At 27.6% G+C, this 22,779-nt stretch carries 19 protein-coding genes; 12 read left to right on the forward strand and 7 right to left on the reverse strand.

Annotation, left to right across the window (positions count from 1 at the left end; all coding sequences use genetic code 11):
* The first annotated feature begins 231 nt into the window (after window positions 1-231).
* The 7 genes from H518_RS0110060 (at window position 232) to H518_RS19675 (ending at window position 8,631) form a co-directional block, all read left to right on the forward strand.
* Complete coding sequence (locus tag H518_RS0110060) at window positions 232-636, forward strand: hypothetical protein (RefSeq protein WP_028888925.1); 405 nt, start codon at window positions 232-234, stop codon at window positions 634-636.
* A gap of 78 nt (window positions 637-714) precedes the next feature.
* Window positions 715-1,257, forward strand: coding sequence for an REP-associated tyrosine transposase (locus H518_RS0110065; RefSeq protein WP_028888926.1), 543 nt, complete (start codon window positions 715-717; stop codon window positions 1,255-1,257).
* Window positions 1,258-1,483: 226 nt separating this feature from the next.
* The gene (locus H518_RS0110070; protein WP_155995201.1) at window positions 1,484-2,845 is read left to right on the forward strand and encodes a hypothetical protein; all 1,362 of its coding nucleotides are present in this window, start codon (window positions 1,484-1,486) and stop codon (window positions 2,843-2,845) included.
* A 181-nt stretch (window positions 2,846-3,026) separates the two neighbouring features.
* Window positions 3,027-4,409, forward strand: coding sequence for a hypothetical protein (locus H518_RS0110080; protein ID WP_028888928.1), 1,383 nt, complete (start codon window positions 3,027-3,029; stop codon window positions 4,407-4,409).
* 48 nt (window positions 4,410-4,457) lie between these two features.
* Window positions 4,458-6,827 carry a porin family protein gene (locus H518_RS0110085; RefSeq protein WP_028888929.1) on the forward strand — a complete coding sequence of 790 codons (2,370 nt, stop codon included), beginning with the start codon at window positions 4,458-4,460 and terminating at the stop codon, window positions 6,825-6,827.
* A 497-nt stretch (window positions 6,828-7,324) separates the two neighbouring features.
* Window positions 7,325-7,759, forward strand: coding sequence for a transposase (locus H518_RS21330; protein ID WP_028888930.1), 435 nt, complete (start codon window positions 7,325-7,327; stop codon window positions 7,757-7,759).
* Window positions 7,723-8,631: an IS3 family transposase gene (locus tag H518_RS19675; protein ID WP_051263734.1), complete on the forward strand. Its 909-nt coding sequence runs from the start codon at window positions 7,723-7,725 to the stop codon at window positions 8,629-8,631. Before H518_RS21330 ends, H518_RS19675 begins: the two co-directional genes overlap by 37 nt.
* Window positions 8,632-8,670: 39 nt before the next feature.
* Here H518_RS19675 and H518_RS0110100 read toward each other — a convergent pair whose 3' ends face one another.
* From H518_RS0110100 to purB, 5 genes are all read right to left on the reverse strand, one after another.
* The gene (locus H518_RS0110100; protein ID WP_028888931.1) at window positions 8,671-9,231 is read right to left on the reverse strand and encodes a hypothetical protein; all 561 of its coding nucleotides are present in this window, start codon (window positions 9,229-9,231) and stop codon (window positions 8,671-8,673) included.
* Between the two features lie 11 nt (window positions 9,232-9,242).
* Window positions 9,243-11,651: a TonB-dependent receptor gene (locus H518_RS0110105; RefSeq protein ID WP_028888932.1), complete on the reverse strand. Its 2,409-nt coding sequence runs from the start codon at window positions 11,649-11,651 to the stop codon at window positions 9,243-9,245.
* Between the two features lie 38 nt (window positions 11,652-11,689).
* Window positions 11,690-12,007 carry a hypothetical protein gene (locus H518_RS0110110; RefSeq protein WP_028888933.1) on the reverse strand — a complete coding sequence of 106 codons (318 nt, stop codon included), beginning with the start codon at window positions 12,005-12,007 and terminating at the stop codon, window positions 11,690-11,692.
* A 118-nt stretch (window positions 12,008-12,125) separates the two neighbouring features.
* The gene (locus H518_RS0110115; RefSeq protein ID WP_028888934.1) at window positions 12,126-12,542 is read right to left on the reverse strand and encodes a hypothetical protein; all 417 of its coding nucleotides are present in this window, start codon (window positions 12,540-12,542) and stop codon (window positions 12,126-12,128) included.
* The gene (gene purB, locus H518_RS0110120; RefSeq protein WP_028888935.1) at window positions 12,542-13,885 is read right to left on the reverse strand and encodes an adenylosuccinate lyase; all 1,344 of its coding nucleotides are present in this window, start codon (window positions 13,883-13,885) and stop codon (window positions 12,542-12,544) included. Before purB ends, H518_RS0110115 begins: the two co-directional genes overlap by 1 nt.
* 227 nt (window positions 13,886-14,112) lie before the next feature.
* Here purB and H518_RS0110125 point away from each other — a divergent pair, with 227 nt between their 5' ends.
* The 3 genes from H518_RS0110125 (at window position 14,113) to H518_RS0110135 (ending at window position 17,058) form a co-directional block, all read left to right on the forward strand.
* A complete protein-coding gene (locus tag H518_RS0110125) occupies window positions 14,113-14,520 on the forward strand; it encodes a group III truncated hemoglobin (RefSeq protein ID WP_028888936.1) in 408 nt (135 codons plus the stop codon).
* A 64-nt stretch (window positions 14,521-14,584) separates the two neighbouring features.
* On the forward strand, window positions 14,585-16,603 hold the full coding sequence (locus tag H518_RS0110130) for a vWA domain-containing protein (RefSeq protein WP_028888937.1): 2,019 nt from the start codon (window positions 14,585-14,587) through the stop codon (window positions 16,601-16,603).
* 65 nt (window positions 16,604-16,668) lie between these two features.
* Window positions 16,669-17,058, forward strand: coding sequence for an acyl-CoA thioesterase (locus H518_RS0110135; protein ID WP_028888938.1), 390 nt, complete (start codon window positions 16,669-16,671; stop codon window positions 17,056-17,058).
* Here H518_RS0110135 and H518_RS0110140 read toward each other — a convergent pair.
* Window positions 17,047-17,745, reverse strand: a complete 699-nt coding sequence (locus tag H518_RS0110140; protein WP_028888939.1) for a LytR/AlgR family response regulator transcription factor — start codon at window positions 17,743-17,745, stop codon at window positions 17,047-17,049. The two genes, H518_RS0110135 and H518_RS0110140, sit on opposite strands and share 12 nt — an antisense overlap.
* The gene (locus H518_RS19680) at window positions 17,742-19,454 is read right to left on the reverse strand and encodes a histidine kinase (protein WP_051263735.1); all 1,713 of its coding nucleotides are present in this window, start codon (window positions 19,452-19,454) and stop codon (window positions 17,742-17,744) included. The genes H518_RS0110140 and H518_RS19680 overlap by 4 nt, the downstream gene beginning before the upstream one ends.
* Window positions 19,455-19,595: 141 nt before the next feature.
* Here H518_RS19680 and H518_RS0110150 point away from each other — a divergent pair, with 141 nt between their 5' ends.
* Together H518_RS0110150 and H518_RS0110155 are read left to right on the forward strand one after the other, a co-directional pair.
* Complete coding sequence (locus tag H518_RS0110150) at window positions 19,596-21,983, forward strand: TonB-dependent receptor domain-containing protein (protein ID WP_028888940.1); 2,388 nt, start codon at window positions 19,596-19,598, stop codon at window positions 21,981-21,983.
* A gap of 175 nt (window positions 21,984-22,158) precedes the next feature.
* A complete protein-coding gene (locus tag H518_RS0110155; protein WP_155995202.1) occupies window positions 22,159-22,497 on the forward strand; it encodes a hypothetical protein in 339 nt (112 codons plus the stop codon).
* The last annotated feature ends 282 nt before the right edge of the window (window positions 22,498-22,779 follow it).

Below are 22,779 nucleotides of genomic sequence, written 5' to 3' on the forward strand. Positions count from 1 at the left end.
ATTAACGAACTCTGTAGATGATGATAATTTGGAAAATTATTATAAGCGTTTAGAATTGATTCTCACTATTGATGATTTTTTTGAAGATAGGAAATCGTCTTTTAGAAGGTTTAAAAGACAATGTTATTAATAACCAGAAGGGGTAAGAGATAATACCTTAAAAAAGAGTTAGAAAAAATAGATAAATAGTTAGTTTACGGAACGCTATTAAAATTTTAAAGGGATTATAAAATGGAAAATAGTAAAATTCATTTGACATATGATTCGGTAAATGTAAGTTACCTTATGCAAATAAAGGATATACCAAAAAATGTATTTGTATTAAATGATATTGATAATGAAAAAGATGAAATGTTTTTACAAGGAAATTGGGTTTTTATTTTATTTGCAGGGTATTCTGGATATGATATAATGTTGGTTTGTAGGTTGTTAGGCAGTTTAAGTCAATTTTCTAAGTTAAATTTTGGATTTAAACCATATATGGATTTAAGGAAGATGCAAAAGTTTACAGAGGTTAATTTATATAAAAAAGTGACACCAATTATGTTACAAAGACAACATGACGTTACAACTTTTTTGGGGTCTCAGTTGGTCAAGGTAGAGGACGTAGTAAAAATACTGAAAGGAATACGGTGAAAAATGAATCCCCCTCTGCTAGCGCGAGCATCCTGCTCGTGACAGTATGAGTAAGAAAAATAAAAGAAGTAATAAACAATGAGTAGAAAGTATAAATTTCATAACGAATCAGCAGCATACTTTATAAGTTTTGCAACAGTTTATTGGTTAGATATTTTTACAAGGCAGGTTTATTTTTCTGTATTAGAAGAAAGTATAGATTATTGCAGAAAAGAAAAAGGAATGGAAGTATTTGCGTATTGTTTTATGCCGAGTCATATTCATTTAATTTTTAGAGCAATAGATGAAAATCCTTCAGATTTAATTAGAGATTTTAAAGGATTTACAGCAAGGAAATTAATAAAAACAATAGATGAAAATCCACAAGAAAGTAGAAAGGAATTTATATTATGGATGTTAGAAAGAGCGGGTAGTAAAAAGAGTAATGTTAAGAAACGTCAGTTTTGGCAGCAACATAATAAACCAATTGAGTTATGGAGCGAAAAGGTAATACAGCAAAAAATTAACTATATACATAATAATCCTGTTGAGAGTGGTTTTGTGACAGACCCAGTAGATTGGAAATATAGTAGTGCAAGAAATTATCAAGATGATCAAACCGTTTTAGAGATAGATTTATGATAAGAATTAATGCACATAGACACAAGCGTGACGCTTGCGCTAGCGAGGGGATTATTATTTTAGTTCAGCTCAGCAATTATGCTGATTTAGATAATGACTTAGAAGTATGTATGATTTTTATAGATTAATAAAGAAATAGGCACAGATTGCAAATCCGCGCCATCGGGAATAAAAAGAAACAATAAAAGAACATAAGAAAAGTAGTAGAAAATTATAAAAAGGAATAATGAAAAATAAATTAATATATATATACTTATTATTTTTTACCTGTGTCAGTTATGGGCAGCATACATATTTGTTAGAATATAAAGCTACTTTTTCTACGAGTTCAATACAACCAGCATGGGAAGTTAGGATGTACTATATAGAAGATAATGTGAAAAATAGCATATATAATGCTACTTCATATGGTAATTATGTAACGGTAGATGTTTTTCACATATTTAATACAGCTAAAGAAATAGACAAACTTCAAACGAGTGCTTATTCTGTAGCGGGTACTTTAACATCATGTATGGGACCTTATGTAGAGAGTTCTCTACAAAGTTTTAATGAATGCTCCAGTAATTCAAGTTTTATTTCTCAGGTTGTTAATAGCAATAATTGTATAACAGGTAGTGTAACTAAATTTAATTTAATTAAAATAGAAGATTTCAAAGCTATAAATAGTTATAGTGCTACCAATAACGAGTTAAAGGCATGCGAACCTAAAAACGTATTAATATCTACGAATTGTAACTATGCATTAGAGTATAAAATACCAAGTAATACTAATTGGGAAGAGTTATTACCGTATGGGAACAATCCAGCTTCTGTTAACATATCAAAATCAGATTTCACAGGATTAAATGTTGCAGAAAATGTACAATTAAGAGTTAGGTATACTTCTATAAAAGGAGAAACGAATGTAAATGCATATTCCGACATTTTAAGCTATTCAGTAATCGGTTGTTCACCAGAATTAGATACTGTGACTACTAATAAAACAACATGTAATTATTCAATAGACGGAGGTTTTACCTTAAATTTTAAAAGAGATTTAAATGCTAATGAAACATTAGTAGTTACACTATACGATGGAGATAATCAAGCAATATTAATTAACCAAGAATTTACATCTAGCTTAGTAAATACTGGAAGCGGTATTTATGGTTATACATGGGTAAAATTATTAGATGCGGGTAATTATAAAGTAAAATTTCAAACACATAATAAAAATGAAGGTATCGATAAAAATGATGCATCTTGGGACAGTCTAGAATTTTCAAATTCATTTGCTATTGTAAAACCAGAAAAAGTAAAATTTTCAATTATTAATACCTCAGATGAAACATGTTTTGAAAAAAGTAATGGATATATAAATATTAAAGCAGAAGGGGAAGGAGAAAGAACATTTTTATATCAATTAACAAAAGAACAGGTTGTACAGTTTTATAACGGTGCAAATTGGGTTGATTACTCGGGTACTAAGGAAAATGATGAAACATGGTTTCCATTTATAAGTAAAAACAATACAAAAATAGGTGATTTAGCAAAAGGAAATTACAGGGTAAAAGTAAAAGATTCAAAAGGTTGTTTTGCTAGATAAAGTTAAAGAAAAAAGAAAGAAAAGTACATTTTTAATGATTAAAAATAAGAAGCTACTTAAATTAGTAATGCTTATAATAATTTGTATACAGAGTGTTGTTAGTCAGAAATTAATAGCAAAAAAGGAATAAGAAGTTTAAGAGAATTAAATAAGAAAGTAAAAAGAGGTTAAGTTTAAGTAAATGAAAAAAATATTATTACTAATACTATTATTTTATAGTTTTTTAGGTTTTGGGCAAGAATATGCAATTTGGTTTAGTAATGGTACAAAAGAAGTTACTGGCCAAAGGTTTTATAATTATTACGTACGTGTAACTACTTCACCTAGAGGTGTTTTTCACACACCAACAGGTATTCATAAAGTTGTAAGACCTTCTGTAAGTACTAGAGTACATGAAATGCATAGAACTTCTGGTAATGTAGTTCGTTACTGTATTAGTAGTGATAATCGAATTTATTTTAATAAATATGAATATTCTGCAGGAGGGCATGAAACAATTATTAGAGATTTTTCTTGTACAGTTAAGAAAATAACAAAAATACCTTCAGAATTAAATACTTTTGCTTATTTAGGAATTTACTTACCTTATTATGTACAACCTTTAGATGGTGCAAGATCTAAAAATGATTTGTTATTTAAAACGAAGGAAAATACATTTACGGCAGACAATATCGTGAAAATTCCTGAAGTTATATGGAAGTATAATTATGATAATAAAGGGTTTAAAGATTTTCCTGAAAGCATAAAACATAATTTCCCTATGAAATCTACTGTAGGAAAAATTTTAAAAGATGAAAATATACAGGTAAATAAAACTTTAAAAATAAAAGCAGTATTAGATAATTCTAGGTTGATAATGAATGATACTGGAACATTAAAACTTCCAGTAATTTTTTCAGATATTTTTAGTTTTAATATACTTGCAGCTCCTCCAGAACTAAGTAGTATAAAACCAGTTAAAACAACATGTAATTATTCTATAGACGGAGGTTTCACGTTAAATTTAAAAAGAGATTTATACACATCTGATGAAGAAACTTTGGTTATGACACTTTATGATGAAAATAATGTGTTAATTAATCAAGAATATACGAGTAATAAATTAACTGACAATAAAGACGGTACATTTAGTTACACATGGCTAGCACCATTAAATTCAGGTAATCATACAATAAAATTTCAAACACACAATAAAAAGGAAAGTATTGGTAAAGACGATCCATCTTGGTCTAGTTTAATTCCAGCAGATTTTGAGATTGCTAAAGCAAACAAAGTAAAATTCTCTATTATCAATGCCTCAGATGAAACATGTTTTGAAAAAAGTAATGGATATATAAATATTAAAGCAGAAGGGGAAGGAGAAAGAACATTTTTATATCAATTAACAAAAGAAGAGGTTGTACAATTTTATAACGGTACAAATTGGGTTGATTATTCGGGTACTAAGGCAGATGATGAAACATGGTTTCCATTTATAAGTAAAAACAATACAAAAATAGGTAATTTAGCCAAAGGGAATTACAGGGTAAAAGTAAAAGATTCAAAAGGTTGTTTTGCTAGATAAAGTTAAAGAAAAAGAAAAAGAAAGAAAAGTACATTTTTAATGATTAAAATGAAGAAGAAAAAGCTACTTAAATTAGTAGTGTTTATAATAATTTGTACACAGAGTATTGTTGGTCAGCAATTAGATTTTGCAACTATAGGTAGAGGTAAACCTTTTAAAGTAAGTGGTAATATAGCCGCAAATTCGGTGTTTTATTCATCAAATCAGAATGTAGCTAGAGCACCTTTTACTTATTTTTTGCAAGGAAGCTTAAATTTTAATGTATATGAATTTTCGATACCCGTTAGTTATAGTTTTTCTAACCAAGGAGACGATTTAGATTATCAGTTACCATTTAGTTTTAATCGTTTAAGCTTACACCCTAAATATAAATGGGTACAAGGGCATGTAGGTGATGTAAGTATGACTTTTTCTCCATATACATTAGCAGGGCATCAATTTACAGGTGGAGGAGTAGATTTAACACCAAAAGGAGCTCTTACTTTTTCAGCAATGTATGGTCGTTTATTAAAAGCAACAGAAGATAGTGATGATGCTAGAACGCAACCTGCTTTTAAACGTATGGGATACGGAGCTAAAGTAGGTTTTAAAAAGGAAAAATATACTATAGAATTTATAGGGTTTTATGCAAAAGATAAAATAAACTCACTTAGCGTAATTCCTGAAGAAAAAAAAGTATTGCCTAAAGAAAACTTAGTATTAAGTATGTCTGGTTCGGTACTTCTTATGGAAGGATTAAGGTTTAAAGGAGAATATGCTTCAACCGCTATTACACAAGATTTAAGAGCACAAAAAGTAAATAACGGTAGTGGGATTTCAGGAATGCTTTTTGATAATAGAGCATCAACAGAACATTATAAAGCATTTAAAACAGCAATTGAATACAGTTTTGATAAATTTAGATTTGGTGTTGGTTATGAACGAATAGATCCAGGGTATCAAACACTAGGAGCTTATTTTTTTAATAATGATTTTGAAAATATTACGCTAAACGGAAATACCTCTGTATTTAATAATAAAGTAAATATATCGTTTAATATAGGATATCAAAGAGATGATTTAGCAAATCAAAAAGAAACAAATACGAACAGAACAGTAGGTAGTATAAATGCAAGCTATGCATTAAATAAAAAAATAAACATTACAGGAAGTTACTCTAATTTTTCAACATTTACGAATAATAAATTAGACCAATTTGATGTAATAAACGATGATAATTTATTAGATAATGAACAAGAGCGTTTTAATTACAAACAATTATCGCAAAATGCTAATGTTGGTTTTAGTTACATACTTGAAAATAGTAAAAATAAGCGACAGAATTTAAATGCTAATTATTCATTGGCAGTAGTTGCAAATGCAGAAAATGGTATTGTACGATTAGGGAACGGATCAACATTTCATAATTTTAATACCTCATATACATTAGGGTTACCTAAAAAGAAGATGAATATTACTTCGGCGTTAAATACGACGTATAATACAATAGGAAAAGAAAATGCGTATACATGGGGGCCAACGTTAGCAATCAATAAAAAGTTCTTAAAAGATAAATTAAATGCTACTTTTAGTAGCTCATATAATCAAAACAATAGTAAAATAAACAAAACGAGTGCAGCGAACTTGTGTGCAAATGCAAATTATATTTATAAAGAAAAACATAACTTTAATATAAATGCAATACAATTGTTTAGAATGAATGCGCTTAAAAATACGCAAGATTTAACAGTAACGTTAGGTTATAATTATGCATTTGATTTATCTGCAAAAAAGAAAATTCGCAAAACCAAAAACAATCAATTCAGTTTTAGATATAGAGCCTATGAGTTTAAAGGAGGATTAAGTGAAATTACATCTGAAATTATAGCTATAGCCAAACAGCAAAAATTCGAAGAAATTAAAGAGATTAAAACGATTAAAGATAATTTAGAAAAAGCAAAACAAGAAATGCTTGATGCTGAATTAAAGTCTAAAACTAAATACAAAAGTAAAGCAATAGCTTATTTAGATGTAATTCATAAAAATCAAGAGTTTTTAGATAGGTATTACAGTTTAGTATTTAAAGGGTTAAAAAAATTATATAGAGATGCTTCAAAAATAGAACATATTATAAAACAAAAATATACTAAGGCGCTTACTGTTTATAATAATTCAACAAAAAAAGAAGATGTAAGAATGAAAAGGTTTTTACAAAAAAGAAAAGAAGCTTATTTCGCAAACAAGTTTACATTAGATAAATTAAAAGGTATAGAAGCTGTAAACATAAAAGAAGCCAACGGAATTATATATAATTTTAAACAAAAACATTTAGGAGCAATTTTTAAAATGTTAGAAGAAGGAAAAACAAATATTGAAGTAGCTATTTATATTGAAATTATATTTGCCAAAATATATCATAAAGAAAGTTTGCAGAAGTAGTCTTATAATTTAAACACTATTTTTAACTAACCTGAGTTCAGTATAAGAAAAAGATGTCAGTTTGAATGAAATTCTGAAAGAATTTAGTAACGAGAATAGCATTTTTCGTTTTTTAAATTATAGAGGTCAGTAGTTAAATGCATATCATTAAGCAACTGGTTTTAAACAGAGTGGTGTATCCTTGTTGTCAGTTCGAACTCAGTCGAGAACTATTAGCCTCAAAAAAACAGATTTCGACTGCGCTCAACCAGACATTATCCATGGTCTTCCAATTAAAATATAGGTAATTATCTATTGACCTCTATTAAATTATATAATTTTTGAAGGAAGTAACTTGAAATAACAATTTATAAACGTAGATTTTTTATATCGAACTCAAGTTAAATTAGAAATGGTATAAAACTTTATTACACAAAAAAACTCCCCAATTTGGGAAGTTTTTTATTTATTATAAAATGTCTCGTCCTGAAATAGCGTTACACTAAAAACTTAGTATAATGAAAAACTCAGTAAATTCGGGGTATGTAAAGCGTACACAAAAAGATTATTCGATTTTTTTTAAACTTCAATTAGTTTCAGAAATAGAACAAGGATTTCTTACAAAGAGTCAAGCAAAAGTTAAATACGGTATTCAAGCGGGTTCAACGATTCTTAATTGGTTAAAAAAATATGGTAACTTTGATTGGGAACATGAATCTATTACTGTTATGTCAAAAACACCTGAACAAAAAATATTGGAACTTGAAGCAAAAATTAAATTGCTTGAGAAACAAAAGAACCGAGCAGAGCATTTAGCTGAACGAGCTGATAAAAAAGTTATCATTTTTGATATGCTAGTTGATTTAGCGGAAAAAGAATATAGTATTGATATCAGAAAAAATTACACACCCGAGTTATCGATTTCTACAAAGCAGAACGCAAAGAAACATTAGTTTCTTTCTGTGAATTACTCGGGGTAAATAGACAGGTATACTATCGATCTGTAAAAAGATTAAAACACAAAAGAGCTTTAGCGCGACAGGTGCTATGTTTAGTAAATGAAGTTCGTATTAAAATGCCTAAAATAGGAACTCGTAAACTCTATTATTTATTAGAGAATCAACTAAAGGATCTAAAAATAGGACGCGATAAATTATTTAGAATCTTAAAAACCAATCAGATGTTGATAAAACCTAAAAGAAGTTATCATATAACTACGGATTCTCATCATCGATTTAGAAAGCATAAAAATCAAATTAAAACCCTAGAAATTAGTAGGCCAGAAGAGGTTTGGGTAAATGATATCACTTATATAGGAAATCGAAAGAATCCAAGTTATTTAGCTTTAATAACTGACGCGTATTCTAAAAAAATTGTAGGCTATAATGTTTCTAATAGCTTAAATGTATCGGGCTCTTTAGGTGCTTTAGAAATGGCACTAAAAACTAGAAAACACAAACAAGAACCGTTAATTCATCATTCTGATAGAGGATTACAATATTGTGCTAATGATTATCAAAAGCTTTTGATAGATAATAATATATTACCAAGTATGACAGAACAATATGATCCTTATGAAAATGCAATAGCAGAAAGGGTTAATGGAATACTAAAACAAGAATTTGATATTGATAAATATGATACGGTTTTAAAAATTAAAACTGATTTGGTCAAAAATGCAATTAAAATTTATAATCAAATTAGACCACATTTATCTAATCATATGTTAACACCTAACCAAATGCATACTCAAAATAAATTAAAAAGAAAAACCTATAAAAACAAGAAAGGTAGCGATATAAAATCACTACCTTTAAATTATTAATCATGTAACGCTATTTCAGGACGTCACAAAATATAATGATTATTGTACTGTTATAGGGAAAGTAACTTGTATATCAGTTTCTCCACCAGCATTAGTAATATCTCCTTCTTTTACACCAGTAGCGCTTTTAGAAGGCTCGTGTCTTAAAGTTACAACATAATTACCAGTACCAGCATCACCAGTAGTTACAGTAAAATTAATACCTACAGGGTTTCCGTTTGCATCATTATTACCAGCGTAAGCAAATGTACCTGATACACCGTTTGCGCTATAAAAAAATTGATGTTCATCAGCCTCTTCAGCAACTTCTAAAGTAATATCTTCAGAAGGAGTTTCTATCTCATTCAATAATTTAATAACTCCACTATAGGTTTTGTTTGCGACTAATGTACCTCCTGTAACAACAGGTGCAGTTGGTCCTTCACCGTCAGCATCTTTACTTTGTATAGTTACTTTATCACCACCTCCGTTAGGTGTTAATTCAATAGTCATTGTTGTAATAACTTCTTCTTCATGTACTGGTACTGGAGTGTCATCAGAACATGAAGTAATTGCTAATGTTAAAATAAATAAAGCTGCTAATAATTTAATATTTTTCATTTTGTTGTTTTTTAATAATTAATTTTTATTTGAATTTTAAAATTTCTCCCCAAATCATCAGCAAAATATCGTAACCTATTTAAGTAATTTCTATAATTTTTATTTAATACATTGTCTATTGAAAAATTTAAATTAAATTTTGTTTGAGACATATTAAAATCAAAACCAGTAGAAAAATTTAAAAGATGATATGCTGACGGAGGAGTGCTAATGTCAACAACTTCAAAACTATTTGAAAGCGGTAAATAAGCTTCAAAATTATTATTTGGATAGCTGTTTTGTTTAGCATTATATTCGCTTTCTAGCGAAGTATAAAAGTTTTTCCAGTTTTCTTTTTTGAAAACTAGAGACGTTACTGTTTTAAAAGGAGGTATGTCAATCAAGTGTCTATTACTTGATAAATCTCTACCTTTTAAAAGAGAACTTTTGTTTGTTAAAGCAAAATTATCATTTATTTGATACTTTATATTCGTATCAATACCTAATAATTGAGCGTTAACTTGTTTATAGGTCCAAGCAGGAAAAGCACCTCTATTTGTTGTTTCTTCACCAGTTGGTTCTATATAAATAAAGTTTTTAATGTGATTGTAAAAACCTTCAATTGTTAAATTTACTTTAGCGTTAGCATACTTATACGAAGCAGAAATTCGATTAGAAACTTCTGTTTGCATACGTAAATCACCTAATTCTATTCTGGCAGCTGAATGATGTAAACCATCACTAAACAATTCAGAAGGATTAGGGGCTCTATTAGCTAAACCATAATTAACGATAAATAGATTGTTGCTATCAAAATTATAAGTTGCACCTAAAGAAGTGGAAATATTATGATATGTAAACTTAGGGTTTGTTAAAATTTGAGATCCAGATGCATTAGGATCTATAACAATATCATTAAAATCATCTTGATAATTTAAAGAATTCCATCTACTTTGTAAATAAAACTTTTTTGCATCAATATGTTCTAAATCATATCGTACTCCAGCCGTTAAAATCACATCATCAAATTTAAAATTTGCAATGGCGTAAGACCCAAAACTAAATTTTTTATAATCTGGTATTAATCTTCTGACTTTAGTAATTGGATCTGGAAAATTATTTTGATATAATCCACTAATTCCAAACTTATAAACATGGTTAGGATCAGAATCTAATTTAAAATCGGCTTTAAAATTATGCGTTGTTAAATCTAAATCAACCGCTTGTAAATTTTTTTTATCACCAATTCTTCTATCAAATTCTAATCTATTATTTATCTGAAAATCATATTGTAATGATAACTTACCAAACCCTTTAAACCGCTTGTAATAAGAAGCTTTTAATAAATGATGTGTTACATCTTGTTTTGGGTTATTAATAGTATAGCTAAAATCATCAATAATTAACGGTCTAGGGCTTTTAATTGCAGCAACTAAATCGGCAATATTACCAAAATGCGATGCTCTTAAAATTCCTGTTTCATTAGTTAAGTAACTATAAAAAAGTTCAAAACCATTTTCAAATTGTTTTTTACCTATATTAAAGGTAAAGGCTTTTGAATTAACTCCTGTATTAGTTAAACTGTAATTTGCAGCCTCAAAATCTCCAGCTCTTTTGTATGATGCTTGACCATTAATAAACCAACCACTTTTATAACTTCTATTTAAGTTTGTAGTTACAGAGAATAAACGACCATTGGTTTGCTGAGAAACAATACTTTTTCCATATAAAGTATCTTTATCTATGCTACTTTTAATAGGATTTATAATAACAACACCTCCAATAGCATCTCCACCATATTGCAATGCATTTGCGCCTTTAATAACTGAAATTGTTTTAGCAGCGTTAACATCAACATTTGGTGCATGTTCAATTCCCCATTCTTGGTCTTGAAGCCTTACATTATTAAAAGAAACAAGAACCCTACTACCATGTAAACCGTTGATTACAGGTTTAACAATACTGTTACCAGTATTGATAGATGAAACTCCTGATATATTTTTTAAAGCATCACCTAAAGAAGCTCCACTAAACTTATCTAATGTTTTAGTTTTAATTAAAGTTTCTTGAGCTGTTTTAGTTTTTAAACCTATAGCTCCTTTAACATTAACTTCGTTTAGTTCTTCTTCGTGGTGCTCTAAATCAATAATCTTATAAACATCTTTACTAATGTTTAATTCAAGAATTTGAGGTTCACAAGCAACGTGAGAAATTTCGACTATAATTTTACCTGAACACAGATTTGGTAACGAAAATTTTCCTTCAAAATTAGTAGTTGTGTATTTGTTTTGATTTTTAATAAAAACAGTAGCACCAACTATTGGAGATTTATCATGAAAATCCTCAATTAAACCAGAAAATGTATTCTTACAGTTTTGACTAGCAACAATTGATGATAACAACAAGAGTACACAAGTAAAAACAATATTTTTTGATTTCATTTGAGTTTATAATTATATAATTAAATAATAAAATTTAATTATATACAAGGTGGACCTCGAGAAAACTTGCGTGAAAAAAATAGAGAGTTTAATTGCTGTGGTTTTTCTACAGATTTATTTACATAATTAACATTCTGTATTAAATCGTAATCATTACCAAAATAGCAATTAAAAAGTTTTAATTGTAAATGTAAATCACCACAATCATTTTCTAATTCATGTAGATGATGATCAGTTTTAGAAGTACAAGTAATGTGTTCATGATCTTCAAAAAAATCATGAGAAGCTCTTACTATAGTTGGTGTTAACAACGTAAGTATAAATATAAGGGCTATATGTTTTTTGAAATTATACATCTATAAAGATGCAAATGTATAAAAAATAAGACCTATTAATGATTATTAATAGGTCTTATTTAATAAAGAAATATAAAAAATAAGATATATTTAAGCTTCAATATATCTTATTAAGTAGTTATTTTACTTTATAAACGGTTCCCGGATTAGTAAAGTTAGAATAACCGATTCTTGCAGTAAAACTAAAAGAACTATCAGTAACCTTTGTAATTTGAACGAATATCGGGTCTTTATCTAAGTCTGTTTTTGGGCTTTTCATTCGCAGTGAATAAGCAAAGTTATTTTTCCACTTTATAAACAGCGTATCTGTATGTTTTATTTCTTTCTCAGAAACTAAACTATCAGTAGAAATACTTACTTTTTTAGTATAGGTTTCTATTTGTAAACTGTCTTTTCTTATAATTGTAGTTTTACCATATCCATTACCTGCAGGAATCTCAAAAGTACCGTACATAAAACGTTTCGGGTCACCTTTTTTCTCTGGAGTACATGAAAACACCATAGAAAGTACTAAAAAAGTAAGTAAATATCTCATTAAATTCCTGTATAGTTAGCTGGTGTTATTGCTTTCAATTCATTTTTAATTTCAGAAGAAACTTCTAAAGTATCAATAAAATTAGCAATCGATTTTTGGTTTATTTTTTCATTAGTACGCGTTAATCCTTTTAGAGCCTCATAAGGATTAGGATACGCTTCGCGACGTAATATTGTTTGAATAGCTTCAGCTACTACCGCCCAATTGTTTTCTAAATCTTCAGCAAACTTAGCTTCATTTAATAATAACTTATTCAACCCTTTTAAAGTAGATGAAAAAGCAATTAAAGTATGACCAAAAGGAACACCTACATTACGTAAAACAGTACTATCAGTTAAATCGCGCTGTAATCTTGAAATTGGTAATTTTGCTGATAAATGCTCAAAAATAGCATTTGCTAAACCTAAGTTTCCTTCTGAGTTTTCAAAATCAATCGGATTTACTTTATGTGGCATTGCAGAAGAACCTACTTCACCAGCTTTAATTTTTTGCTTAAAATAATCGTTAGAAACGTATGTCCAAACATCACGATCTAAATCAATTAAAATATTATTTACACGCTTTAAACCATCATATAAAGCAGCCATATGATCGTAGTGTTCTATTTGAGTAGTTGGAAAAGAGTGATGTAAACCTAAAATGTTTTCAACAAAATGAGTTCCGAAATTTTTCCAGTCAGTATCTGGGTATGCAACTTTATGAGCATTAAAATTACCTGTTGCACCACCAAATTTAGCAGCGTGTGGTGTATGTTGTATATGTATTGCTTGATTGTTAATACGCTCTACAAAAACAAAAAACTCTTTTCCTAAACGAGTAGGAGAGGCTGGTTGCCCATGTGTACGTGCTAACATTGGTATATCATCCCATTCTTCAGCTAAATCAGCTAATTTAGAAACTAAAGCGTCTAAAGCAGGGTAGTATACTTCGTCCATTGCATCTTTAATAGATAATGGAATAGCAGTATTATTAATATCTTGAGAGGTTAATCCGAAGTGGATAAACTCCTTATACTTATTCAAGTTTAGCTTATCAAACTCTTCTTTAATAAAATATTCAACTGCTTTTACATCATGATTTGTAACCGCTTCAATATCTTTTATTTTTTGAGCATTTTCAGAAGAAAATTCTTCATATATTTTACGTAAATCAGCATATAATTCTTTGTTAAAATCAGCTAATTGAGGTAAAGGAATCTCACATAAAGCAATAAAGTACTCAATTTCTACTTTTACTCTATATTTTATTAATGCTTCTTCAGAAAAATAGTTTGCTAAATTTGCTATTTTATTACGGTATCTACCATCAATAGGAGAGATGGCGTTTAATTCTGTTAAGTTCATGTTTTGTTGTTGTGTTGTATTTGGCAAAAATAGAAAATCCTATGCTTTTATAAGTTATTAATAATAGGAAATTTTAAGGGTAAACTTTTCGTTTTAAGAATTTAAGTATTCCTTTTTTTAAGCCTGTTAAATTAAAGCTGCAATTATTTTATATCATTTATGATTTAAGTCATAAATTAGTAGTGTGTAAAAAGATATTTTTGCAGTGTATTAATATAAGTTTTTAAATGGGGAGAAAAGAAATTGAAAATAGAGATGATGTTTATTTATTGGTATCAACTTTTTATAATAAACTTAAGAAAGATGATTTTATAGGACCTATTTTTTTAAAAGCAATTCCTGAAGAAAAATGGGAAAGCCACTTACAGAAGCTTACAGATTTTTGGGAAACGAATCTTTTTTTTGTTAGAAAATTTAAAGGAAATCCAATGAAAGCCCATAAAGATTTAGATAGAAACTTTAACCATAGTATTTCTCAAGAACATTTTGGAAGATGGTTGCAACTATGGTTTGAAACTATAGAATCACTTTTTTATGGAGCAAAGGCGAATGATGCTAGAGAAAGAGCAAGAAATATTGCATCTATCATGTTTTTTAAAATTTATGAAGCAAAACCCAAATTAACAAACGAATAAATACATTCATCAACCTATTTTTATTTGAAAGCTTTTTTTATCTTCACAGATTAAAATATTATTGGTGGAATCTATAACTCTTATTTATATTGTTTTAGCTGTTTTGTTAAGCGTAGCTATTGCTTTTTTTCAATATTTCTATAAAATAAAAAACAACCCTAAAATACACATATTGCTTTTTTGGTTAAAAGCTTTAAGTTTGTTTTTACTTGCTTTATTATTTATAAACCCGAAAATAAAAATTATTGAAACAGAGAATAGTAAACCTATTTTATCTGTATTGGTAGATAATTCACTTTCTATAAACCATTTTAAAGAAGAAAAAAAGGTACTAAGTATTATAGAACAAGTAAAAGAGAGTAAAGAAATTAAAGATAAGTTTGAAGTTCAATTTTTTTCTTTCGGTAATGATGTTACTGTTTTAGATAGTTTATCATTTAAAGAAACACAAACTGATGTTACAAAAGCTATACAATCAATAAATGAGTTGCATAAAAATAATAATAATGCGACGATTTTAATTAGTGATGGAAATCAGACAACCGGAGATGATTATGAATATATAAACTCAAAAAATAAAATATTTCCAATTGTTGTAGGCGATACCACTGTATATCAAGATCTCCAAATTTCACAGTTAAATGTTAATAAATACAGCTATATAAAAAATAAATTCCCTGTAGAAGCTTTCTTATATTATGAAGGAAAAGAAGCTATAACTGCAGTTTATTCTATTATGAATAAAGGAAAAAAAGTTTTTTCTAAAAAGCTTCAATTTTCACCTGATAATCCTACACAAACAGTTACTACAAATTTAATATCAAATAAAAAAGGTATTCATTATTATACAACATCTATAAGTAAAATAAAGAACGAAAAGAATACGAAAAATAACTATCAAAATTTTTCAGTAGAAGTAATAGATGAACAAACAAAAGTATTGGTTTTAAGTTCAATCTTACATCCAGATTTAGGAGCTATAAAAAAGGCAATAGAAAGTAATAAACAACGAACTGTTGATATTGCTTTAATAAAAGATAAAAGTATTAAATTTTCTGATTATCAGTTTTTTGTTTTATATCAACCAAATTTTTATTTTAAAAAAGTGTTTGAAAAAATAAATTCTAATTATTTAGTAATATCTGGAACTAAAACAGATTGGAATTTTTTAAATAAGCAACAAATTGGGTTTAAAAAGCAAGTAATAAGGCAATCAGAAGATTATAGTGCCATATATAATACAAGTTTTTCGACATTTTTACAAAAAGATATCGGTTTTAATGAATTTCCGCCATTACAAGATTGGTTTGGAGAAGTTAAAATTAATGCAGATTCACAAATATTATTACATCAGAAATATGCAAGTATTAAAACAACAGAACCCTTATTAGCAACTATTGAAAGCAATACAAATAAGTATGCTGTTTTATTTGGAGAAGGAATTTGGAAATGGAGAGCAGCAAGTTTTTTAAAAGAACAATCATTTGATGTTTTTGATGCTTTTATAGGAAACCTTGTACAATATTTAGCATCTACTAAAAAAAGAAAAAGATTAGATGTAAAAAGTAAACGTTTATATCCTGCTAACGAATCAATAACAATTTCGGCATTTTATGTAGATAAAAATTATAAGTTTGATAATAGAGCTTCATTAGAATTATTGATTACAAATAGTAAAACCAAAGAGAAAAAAAGGCTTCCTTTTTCATTAGTTAATAATTCCTATCAAGTGTCAGTTGAAGGACTATTGTCAGGTGATTATTCTTATAAAGTATCAGTAGTTAATCAAAAAATAAATAGCTACGGAAAATTTAAAATTACCGATTATCAAATAGAAGAACAATTTACCAATGCAAATTCAAAAAAAATGAATTCTTTAGCTTTAAAAACTGATGGTAAACTAACCTATTCTGATAAAGTTGATGATTTGTTAAGTATGCTATCATCAGATACCTCATACTATACTATTCAAAAATCAGTTACCAAAAAGCAGAATTTAATAGATTGGAAATGGATTTTATTATTAGCTGTAGCATTATTATCAACTGAATGGTTTATCAGAAAATACTATGGTAAAATTTAAAAAACGAATAGCCTTTCGTAGTTTATAGAGAATTAGTTTCAGAAATTTGTAGCAAACAAAACAATATGAAATTTAACACAAGAAAATGGGTAAAACCAGAAGACTTAAACCCAAATGGAACTTTATTTGGAGGACGTTTATTACAATGGATTGATGAAGAATTAGGGATTTATGCAATTATTCAATTAGAAATACCTCGAACTGTTACGAAGTTTATGTCAGAAATAGATTTTGTTAGTTCAGCAAGACAAGGTGATATTATTGAAATAGGAATTGAAGTTGTAAAATTTGGATCAAGTTCAATAACCTTAAATTGTGAAGTACGTAACAAACTTACCCATAAAACAATTATTGAAATCGATAAAATAGTTATGGTTAGTTTAGGCGAAGATGGTACCCCTATAAGTCACGGAAAAACTAAAGTAGAATACGTTAAAGACAGGTTAAACAAATAAATTTTTTAATTCCTTATATTTTGTTCTGCCAACAGGTAATATTTCTCCATTTTTTAATTCTATAGAGTATTTACTGCCTGTTTGCACAATAATTTCTTTTATCTCAGTAATTTTAACTAAATAGGATTTGTGAATGCGTTGAAAAGACTGTGGTAATAATTGAGAAAGTTTTTCTAACGATTTATCATGTAGTTCTTTTCCTCCATTTGTAAGATATATCTCTGTATATACTCCAGCTCCTTTAATATAATTTACTTCATTTATATTTACTAAATTTGTTACACTACGTTTTTTAACGGCTAAAAATTGTAGATTTTCGGTACTTACTTCTTCCTTTTTTACGATTCTATTAAAAGCAAGATTTATGCGTTTTTGGTTAAAAGGTTTCGGGACAAAATCTAATACACCAAATTCAAAAGCTTTTAAGGCTTCCTCTTTATTCGCAGAAATAATAATAGTATGAAAAGAACTAGATACAGTTTCTTTTAATATATCAAATCCATTTTCACCATTTAAGTTTAAATCTAATAGTACTAAATCTAATTTATTATTTTTAATAAAATCTAATCCTTCAACCAAAGACTGAACAGAATAGATGTTCTGTAAGGTGTTTAAGAAAAACTCTTTGGTCATTCTTTTTACACGCTTCGCAATTCTAATTTCGTCTTCTATAATTAATATATTCATTTTTGAATTTTAATTGTGTTTTTCCAACCTTCAGTTGTAGCGCTAGAAGTAAAAGTCCAATTATCTTTATAACTTTCTGTTAAACGCGCTTTTATGTATTTAAAACCTGTTCCGTCTGCTGTGCTTTTTTGTTCATTTCTAACTTTACCAAAAGTTAAAAATTTATATTCTTGCGTATTTTTAGTTGTAAGAACAAGTAATTTAAAACGCATTTCACTTTTGTTTGAAGGTAAGCAATGGGTAATACTATTTTCTAATAAAGTGTGAATTACTGCAGGCGGAATTAATTGCGCTATATTTTTATTAACACCTTCATCTTCCCAAATATAATTTATCTCTTTTCTAAACTTCATAATGTTTATATGACTTTTACATAATTTTATTTCTTGCGAAATCGGAATTAAAGTTTCATTTTCAACTTGATTTAAAACATCAAATTCATCAGCCAAAGCCTCAATAAATAATACACCCTTATCAGGAGCTTCTTCTATCCAATCAATTAATGAAGTTAATGTGTTCATTAAAAAATGAGGTTGTATACTTTTTTTTAATAACTCTAATTTTAATCGAGTTGATTGCACTAAAGAATTCTCATAAGCTAATCGTTGTTCTTTTGTTCGTAATGAAAGAATATAAAACATACCTAATAAGATAACACTAAAGCCAAAATGGATACTACTATCATAGTTTGTAGCATAATGAAAATAAACACTAGTAAGCATTGAAATTAATACAATTTTAGCACCGTTCATTTTTTTTAAAACCCCATAAATAACAATAAATAAAGAAATGTACCACATAAAAATAATCATATTATAAGCTGTAAAATCATGATTTTCATGTTCTCTTATAAATATGTAAAGTAATATTAGGGCATATAATGATAAAATTTTATTCTTTTCAGAGAATTTAAATTGAAGCGAAAAATAAACTGGAGTTAAAAGTGATATTAAAAAAGTAATAATACCAATTATTTCTAATCTAGTATGATGGTAGCTGTAATGAATATCAATATATGATCTCATATATTCAAAAATAATTAATAGAAAAAAAAGTAAACAATTAATACTTAAAATTAAAGCAGTATAACTTTTTAGATTATTAATAAACTGTAAAAAAAAATATAAGGCAGCCATTAAAAAAACACCTGCAAAAATGTGAATAAATACGGTCGTTTTTATTTCTCTCTGTATTATTTTATCATAATCTGAAATATAAAAGTATAAATGCTCACTATAATCAAGGTAATAATGAATACTATTTCTAATTACTAACTTATGATTTCCTTTGGCTGAAAGTTTTCTTGGAATCATAAATGTAGAAATCATTTTTCCTGTTTTATCTGAGTTTAAAGAGTTGTTTGGGTCTCCATTCTTACCAATCAATATTCCGTCCCAAAAAACTTCAAATTCACCATGTTGATTTAAAAGTATTCCATATTGATTTAAATCTTTAGGAGCTTTAAGTATTTCAACATTCGTTCTAGACCAAAATATTTTATCTTCTTTTATTTCATTTTTTTTAGACCATAATGAATCATTTAAAGAAGTTTTACCCCAAGAAAGGTCATCACCTAAACGATACACTGTTTCCCCACGTTTAAAAGAGTCAGGTATCTCACCATTATCAAAATATTCTTTTTCAGAGCAAGAAATAAAAAGAATACTAATTAAAAATAAAAAGAGTGTGTTAACGTGTGATATTTTCATTAGATAAAATCAATTTATACAAAATTAAACTAAAATTAAGAAACCTTAGAGTCGTTTATAAAGCTATAGAGTAGTTCACATAAAAAACAACATGTTGAGTGAATTAATGATAGAGATTTGTTTTAAATTAAAATATATAATATGAAATCTTTAATTATTTTTCTGGGGTGTTTATTTTTAAGTATCTCAGGTTTTTCTCAAACCATACAAAAAAATGGAATGATACAAGGAAAAATTATTAATACAATTAATGAAACACTTCCATTTGCATCTGTAATTTTAAAAGATAATAATCAAAAATTTATTGAAGGAACTGTTACCGATGAAAATGGTAAATTTACTTTTAATAAAATAGCAATAGGAACTTATAGTATAGAAGTTCAGTATATTGGTTTTTTACCTTTTTCAACAAATATAACTATTACTAAATCTAAACGAAAGATAGATTTAAAATTGATTGAATTAAAAGAAAATGTATCTAAATTAGAAGAAATTGTTGTACAAGGAGCCACTACTGAGGTTTCTTTAAAGTTAGGTAAAAAAGTATTTAGAGTTGGTAAGGATTTGAGCTCTCAAAACGGAACTGCTACTGATATTTTAGAAAATGTACCTTCTGTTAATGTTAGTCCAACGGGAGTTGTAAGTTTAAGAGGAAATCCTAATGTTCAAATTATGATTAATGGGCGTAGGTCTGCATTAACACAATCACAAGCGTTAGAACAATTATCTGCAGATATTATAGAAAGTGTAGAAGTAATTACAAATCCGTCAGCAAAATATGATTCATCAGGTTCATCTGGAATTATAAATATTATTTTAAAGAAAAACAGAAAACAGGGACTGAATGGTCAAGTTCGCTTAGTTTCTGGAATTCCTGATGATTTTAGAGCTCTTGGAAATATTAATTATAAAGCTAATAAATTCAATTTTTTCACGAATTTAGGATTGCGTTATACTGATTATGAAGGAACGTATACAAAACAGCAAACAAATACAATAAATGGAGTTACTACGTTTTTAAATCAAAATGAAGATGAAAACAGGCATGATGATGGTGCACTTTATTATATAGGAACTGATTATTCTTTTAATGACAAAAATATGTTTACCATTGCTTATTATCGAAATGAAACTAAAGATACTGATGTAACATATTTAGATTATGATTTTTCTAACGAAGTAACTAAAACACAATCATTATTAACCACAGGAAATTCAAAAGAAAAAAGAGATTATAATCAAATAGAAGCAAATTATACAAAATTATTTGAAACAAAGGGAAAACGTTTTACAATTGATTTGCAATATGATTTTTGGAATAGTGAAAAGAAATGGAAATTACAAACTGACGAAACATTTCCAACAACCAACCCAATATCAACAATTCAAACAAGAGGAACAGGAGAAACTAATGATTTTGCTTTTCAAACTGATTATAAAACACCCTTAAGTAAAACAGCTAATTTAGAAATTGGAGCAAAATTTGAAAGTAGAGATATAAAGAATTCTTTTTTAGCAGAAGAATTAGTAAATGGTACTTTTGAAACGATAGAAAATATTGATAATACATTAAATTATAAAGAAAAAATAACTTCGGGCTATGTACAATTTAATGATAAAAAAAATAAATTTAATTATCAATTTGGAGTACGCTTAGAAAGTACCAATGTAACTATTGATGCTTCTGAGGCAGGGTTAAACTCAAACAAAAAATACATTAATTTATTTCCATCAGCTACTTTAGGTTATGAATTTAAAGAAAATACGAGTGGTCAATTAAGTTATAGTAAACGTATAAGAAGACCATCATTATGGTTTTTAAGCCCGTTTTATGAATTAAAAGACTTTACAGCTCGATTTACAGGTAATCCAACATTAAAGCCATCATATACAGATGCTCTTGAGTTTTCAGTAATGTATAGTAAAAATAAATTAAGATTAAGTCCATCTGTTTATTACTCAAACTCTACAGACATTATTCAGTTTGAAACATCAAAAAACGATATAGGAGTTTTTATTCAATCTCCAATTAATTTAGATAAAGAAGAACGTTATGGATTTGAGCTATCAGCATCTTATGCTCCTTTAAAGTGGTTGCGATTTACAAGTGATTTTAATGCATATTCGTATAAACAAAATGGAGTTATTGATGGGGTAAACGCTAATTTTTCTGACGCTACGTGGTTTGTAAATTTAGCTACCAATATTAAACTAAATTCATCAACAAAAATGCAAACTAGATTGTATTATCAAGGAGAAAGAAGTAATATTCAAATAACAACTAAACCCATTACAAATTTAAATTTTGGAATTAGTAAAAGTATTTTAAAGAATAAAGGAAGTATTATTTTTAATGCATCTAATATTTTGAATACAAGAACTGATAAACAAAAAATTACAGGAAGCACTTTTAAAATAAATCAAGAAAGAAGCAGGAATGCACAACGATTCTCGTTAAGTTTTGTTTATAAATTTAACCAAAAACCATCTGATAAAAATAGAAAAGCTAATAGAAGTAATAGAAATTAAAAATAAATATTTCAATAATTATTAGGCTCGTAAAATTAATTTCATGGGTTTTTTTGCTGCTAGATTATTAATTTTTAATAAAAACGGATAATTAGCATAATACTATTTGTTAAAGACAGATTAAAAAATGATAATTGATTTTTTTTTCTTATTTTTATAACGTTAAAATATTTTTTTGAAAAACATTAGCATCATTATATTAACACTCTTGTTATTTGTGCCTCCAGTTCAGGCGCATGTAGATGCTATTGTTTTAAATGACATTACCGAAAGCCATGTTGATGCGTTTGATGTTGCACATCAAGACGCTCATCATAGAAATGATTCTGACGAAGAAAAAGAGACAGAACATCATCATCATTGTACAGTAATGATTTTTACAGGCGCAATTATTTCACCTAGTTTTAAATATAACTTCTCTAAAGTATTTAAAGTAAAAAAAGAGATTATATTTTATCAAACATTGCACACATCTAATTTTTTAGATGAACTTCTTCAACCTCCGCAGGTTTAATTATTTTCAATTTTAACAACACAATTTTTATCTACTAAAACAGGTAATAATAAATGTTGTTCCTATAATTTTTTTCTACTTATTAGAAATAAGCTAAACAATAAATCGTAAAAATAATTGTAGCTATTTCCCGCTTTTCGCACTCGCTTTTTTTAAGAAAAATAAAAAAGAGCTCAAACAATTGCTACAATCGGGGCTAGGTTAATCTACAAGTTTTTGTTTTACGCTATGCTAGCTTCTTTTTATAAGTATGTAAATTATTATACCCAAAATTTGTAATAA

It is taken from the genome of Tenacibaculum ovolyticum DSM 18103, from assembly GCF_000430545.1.
Taxonomy (GTDB): Bacteria; Bacteroidota; Bacteroidia; order Flavobacteriales; family Flavobacteriaceae; genus Polaribacter; species Polaribacter ovolyticus.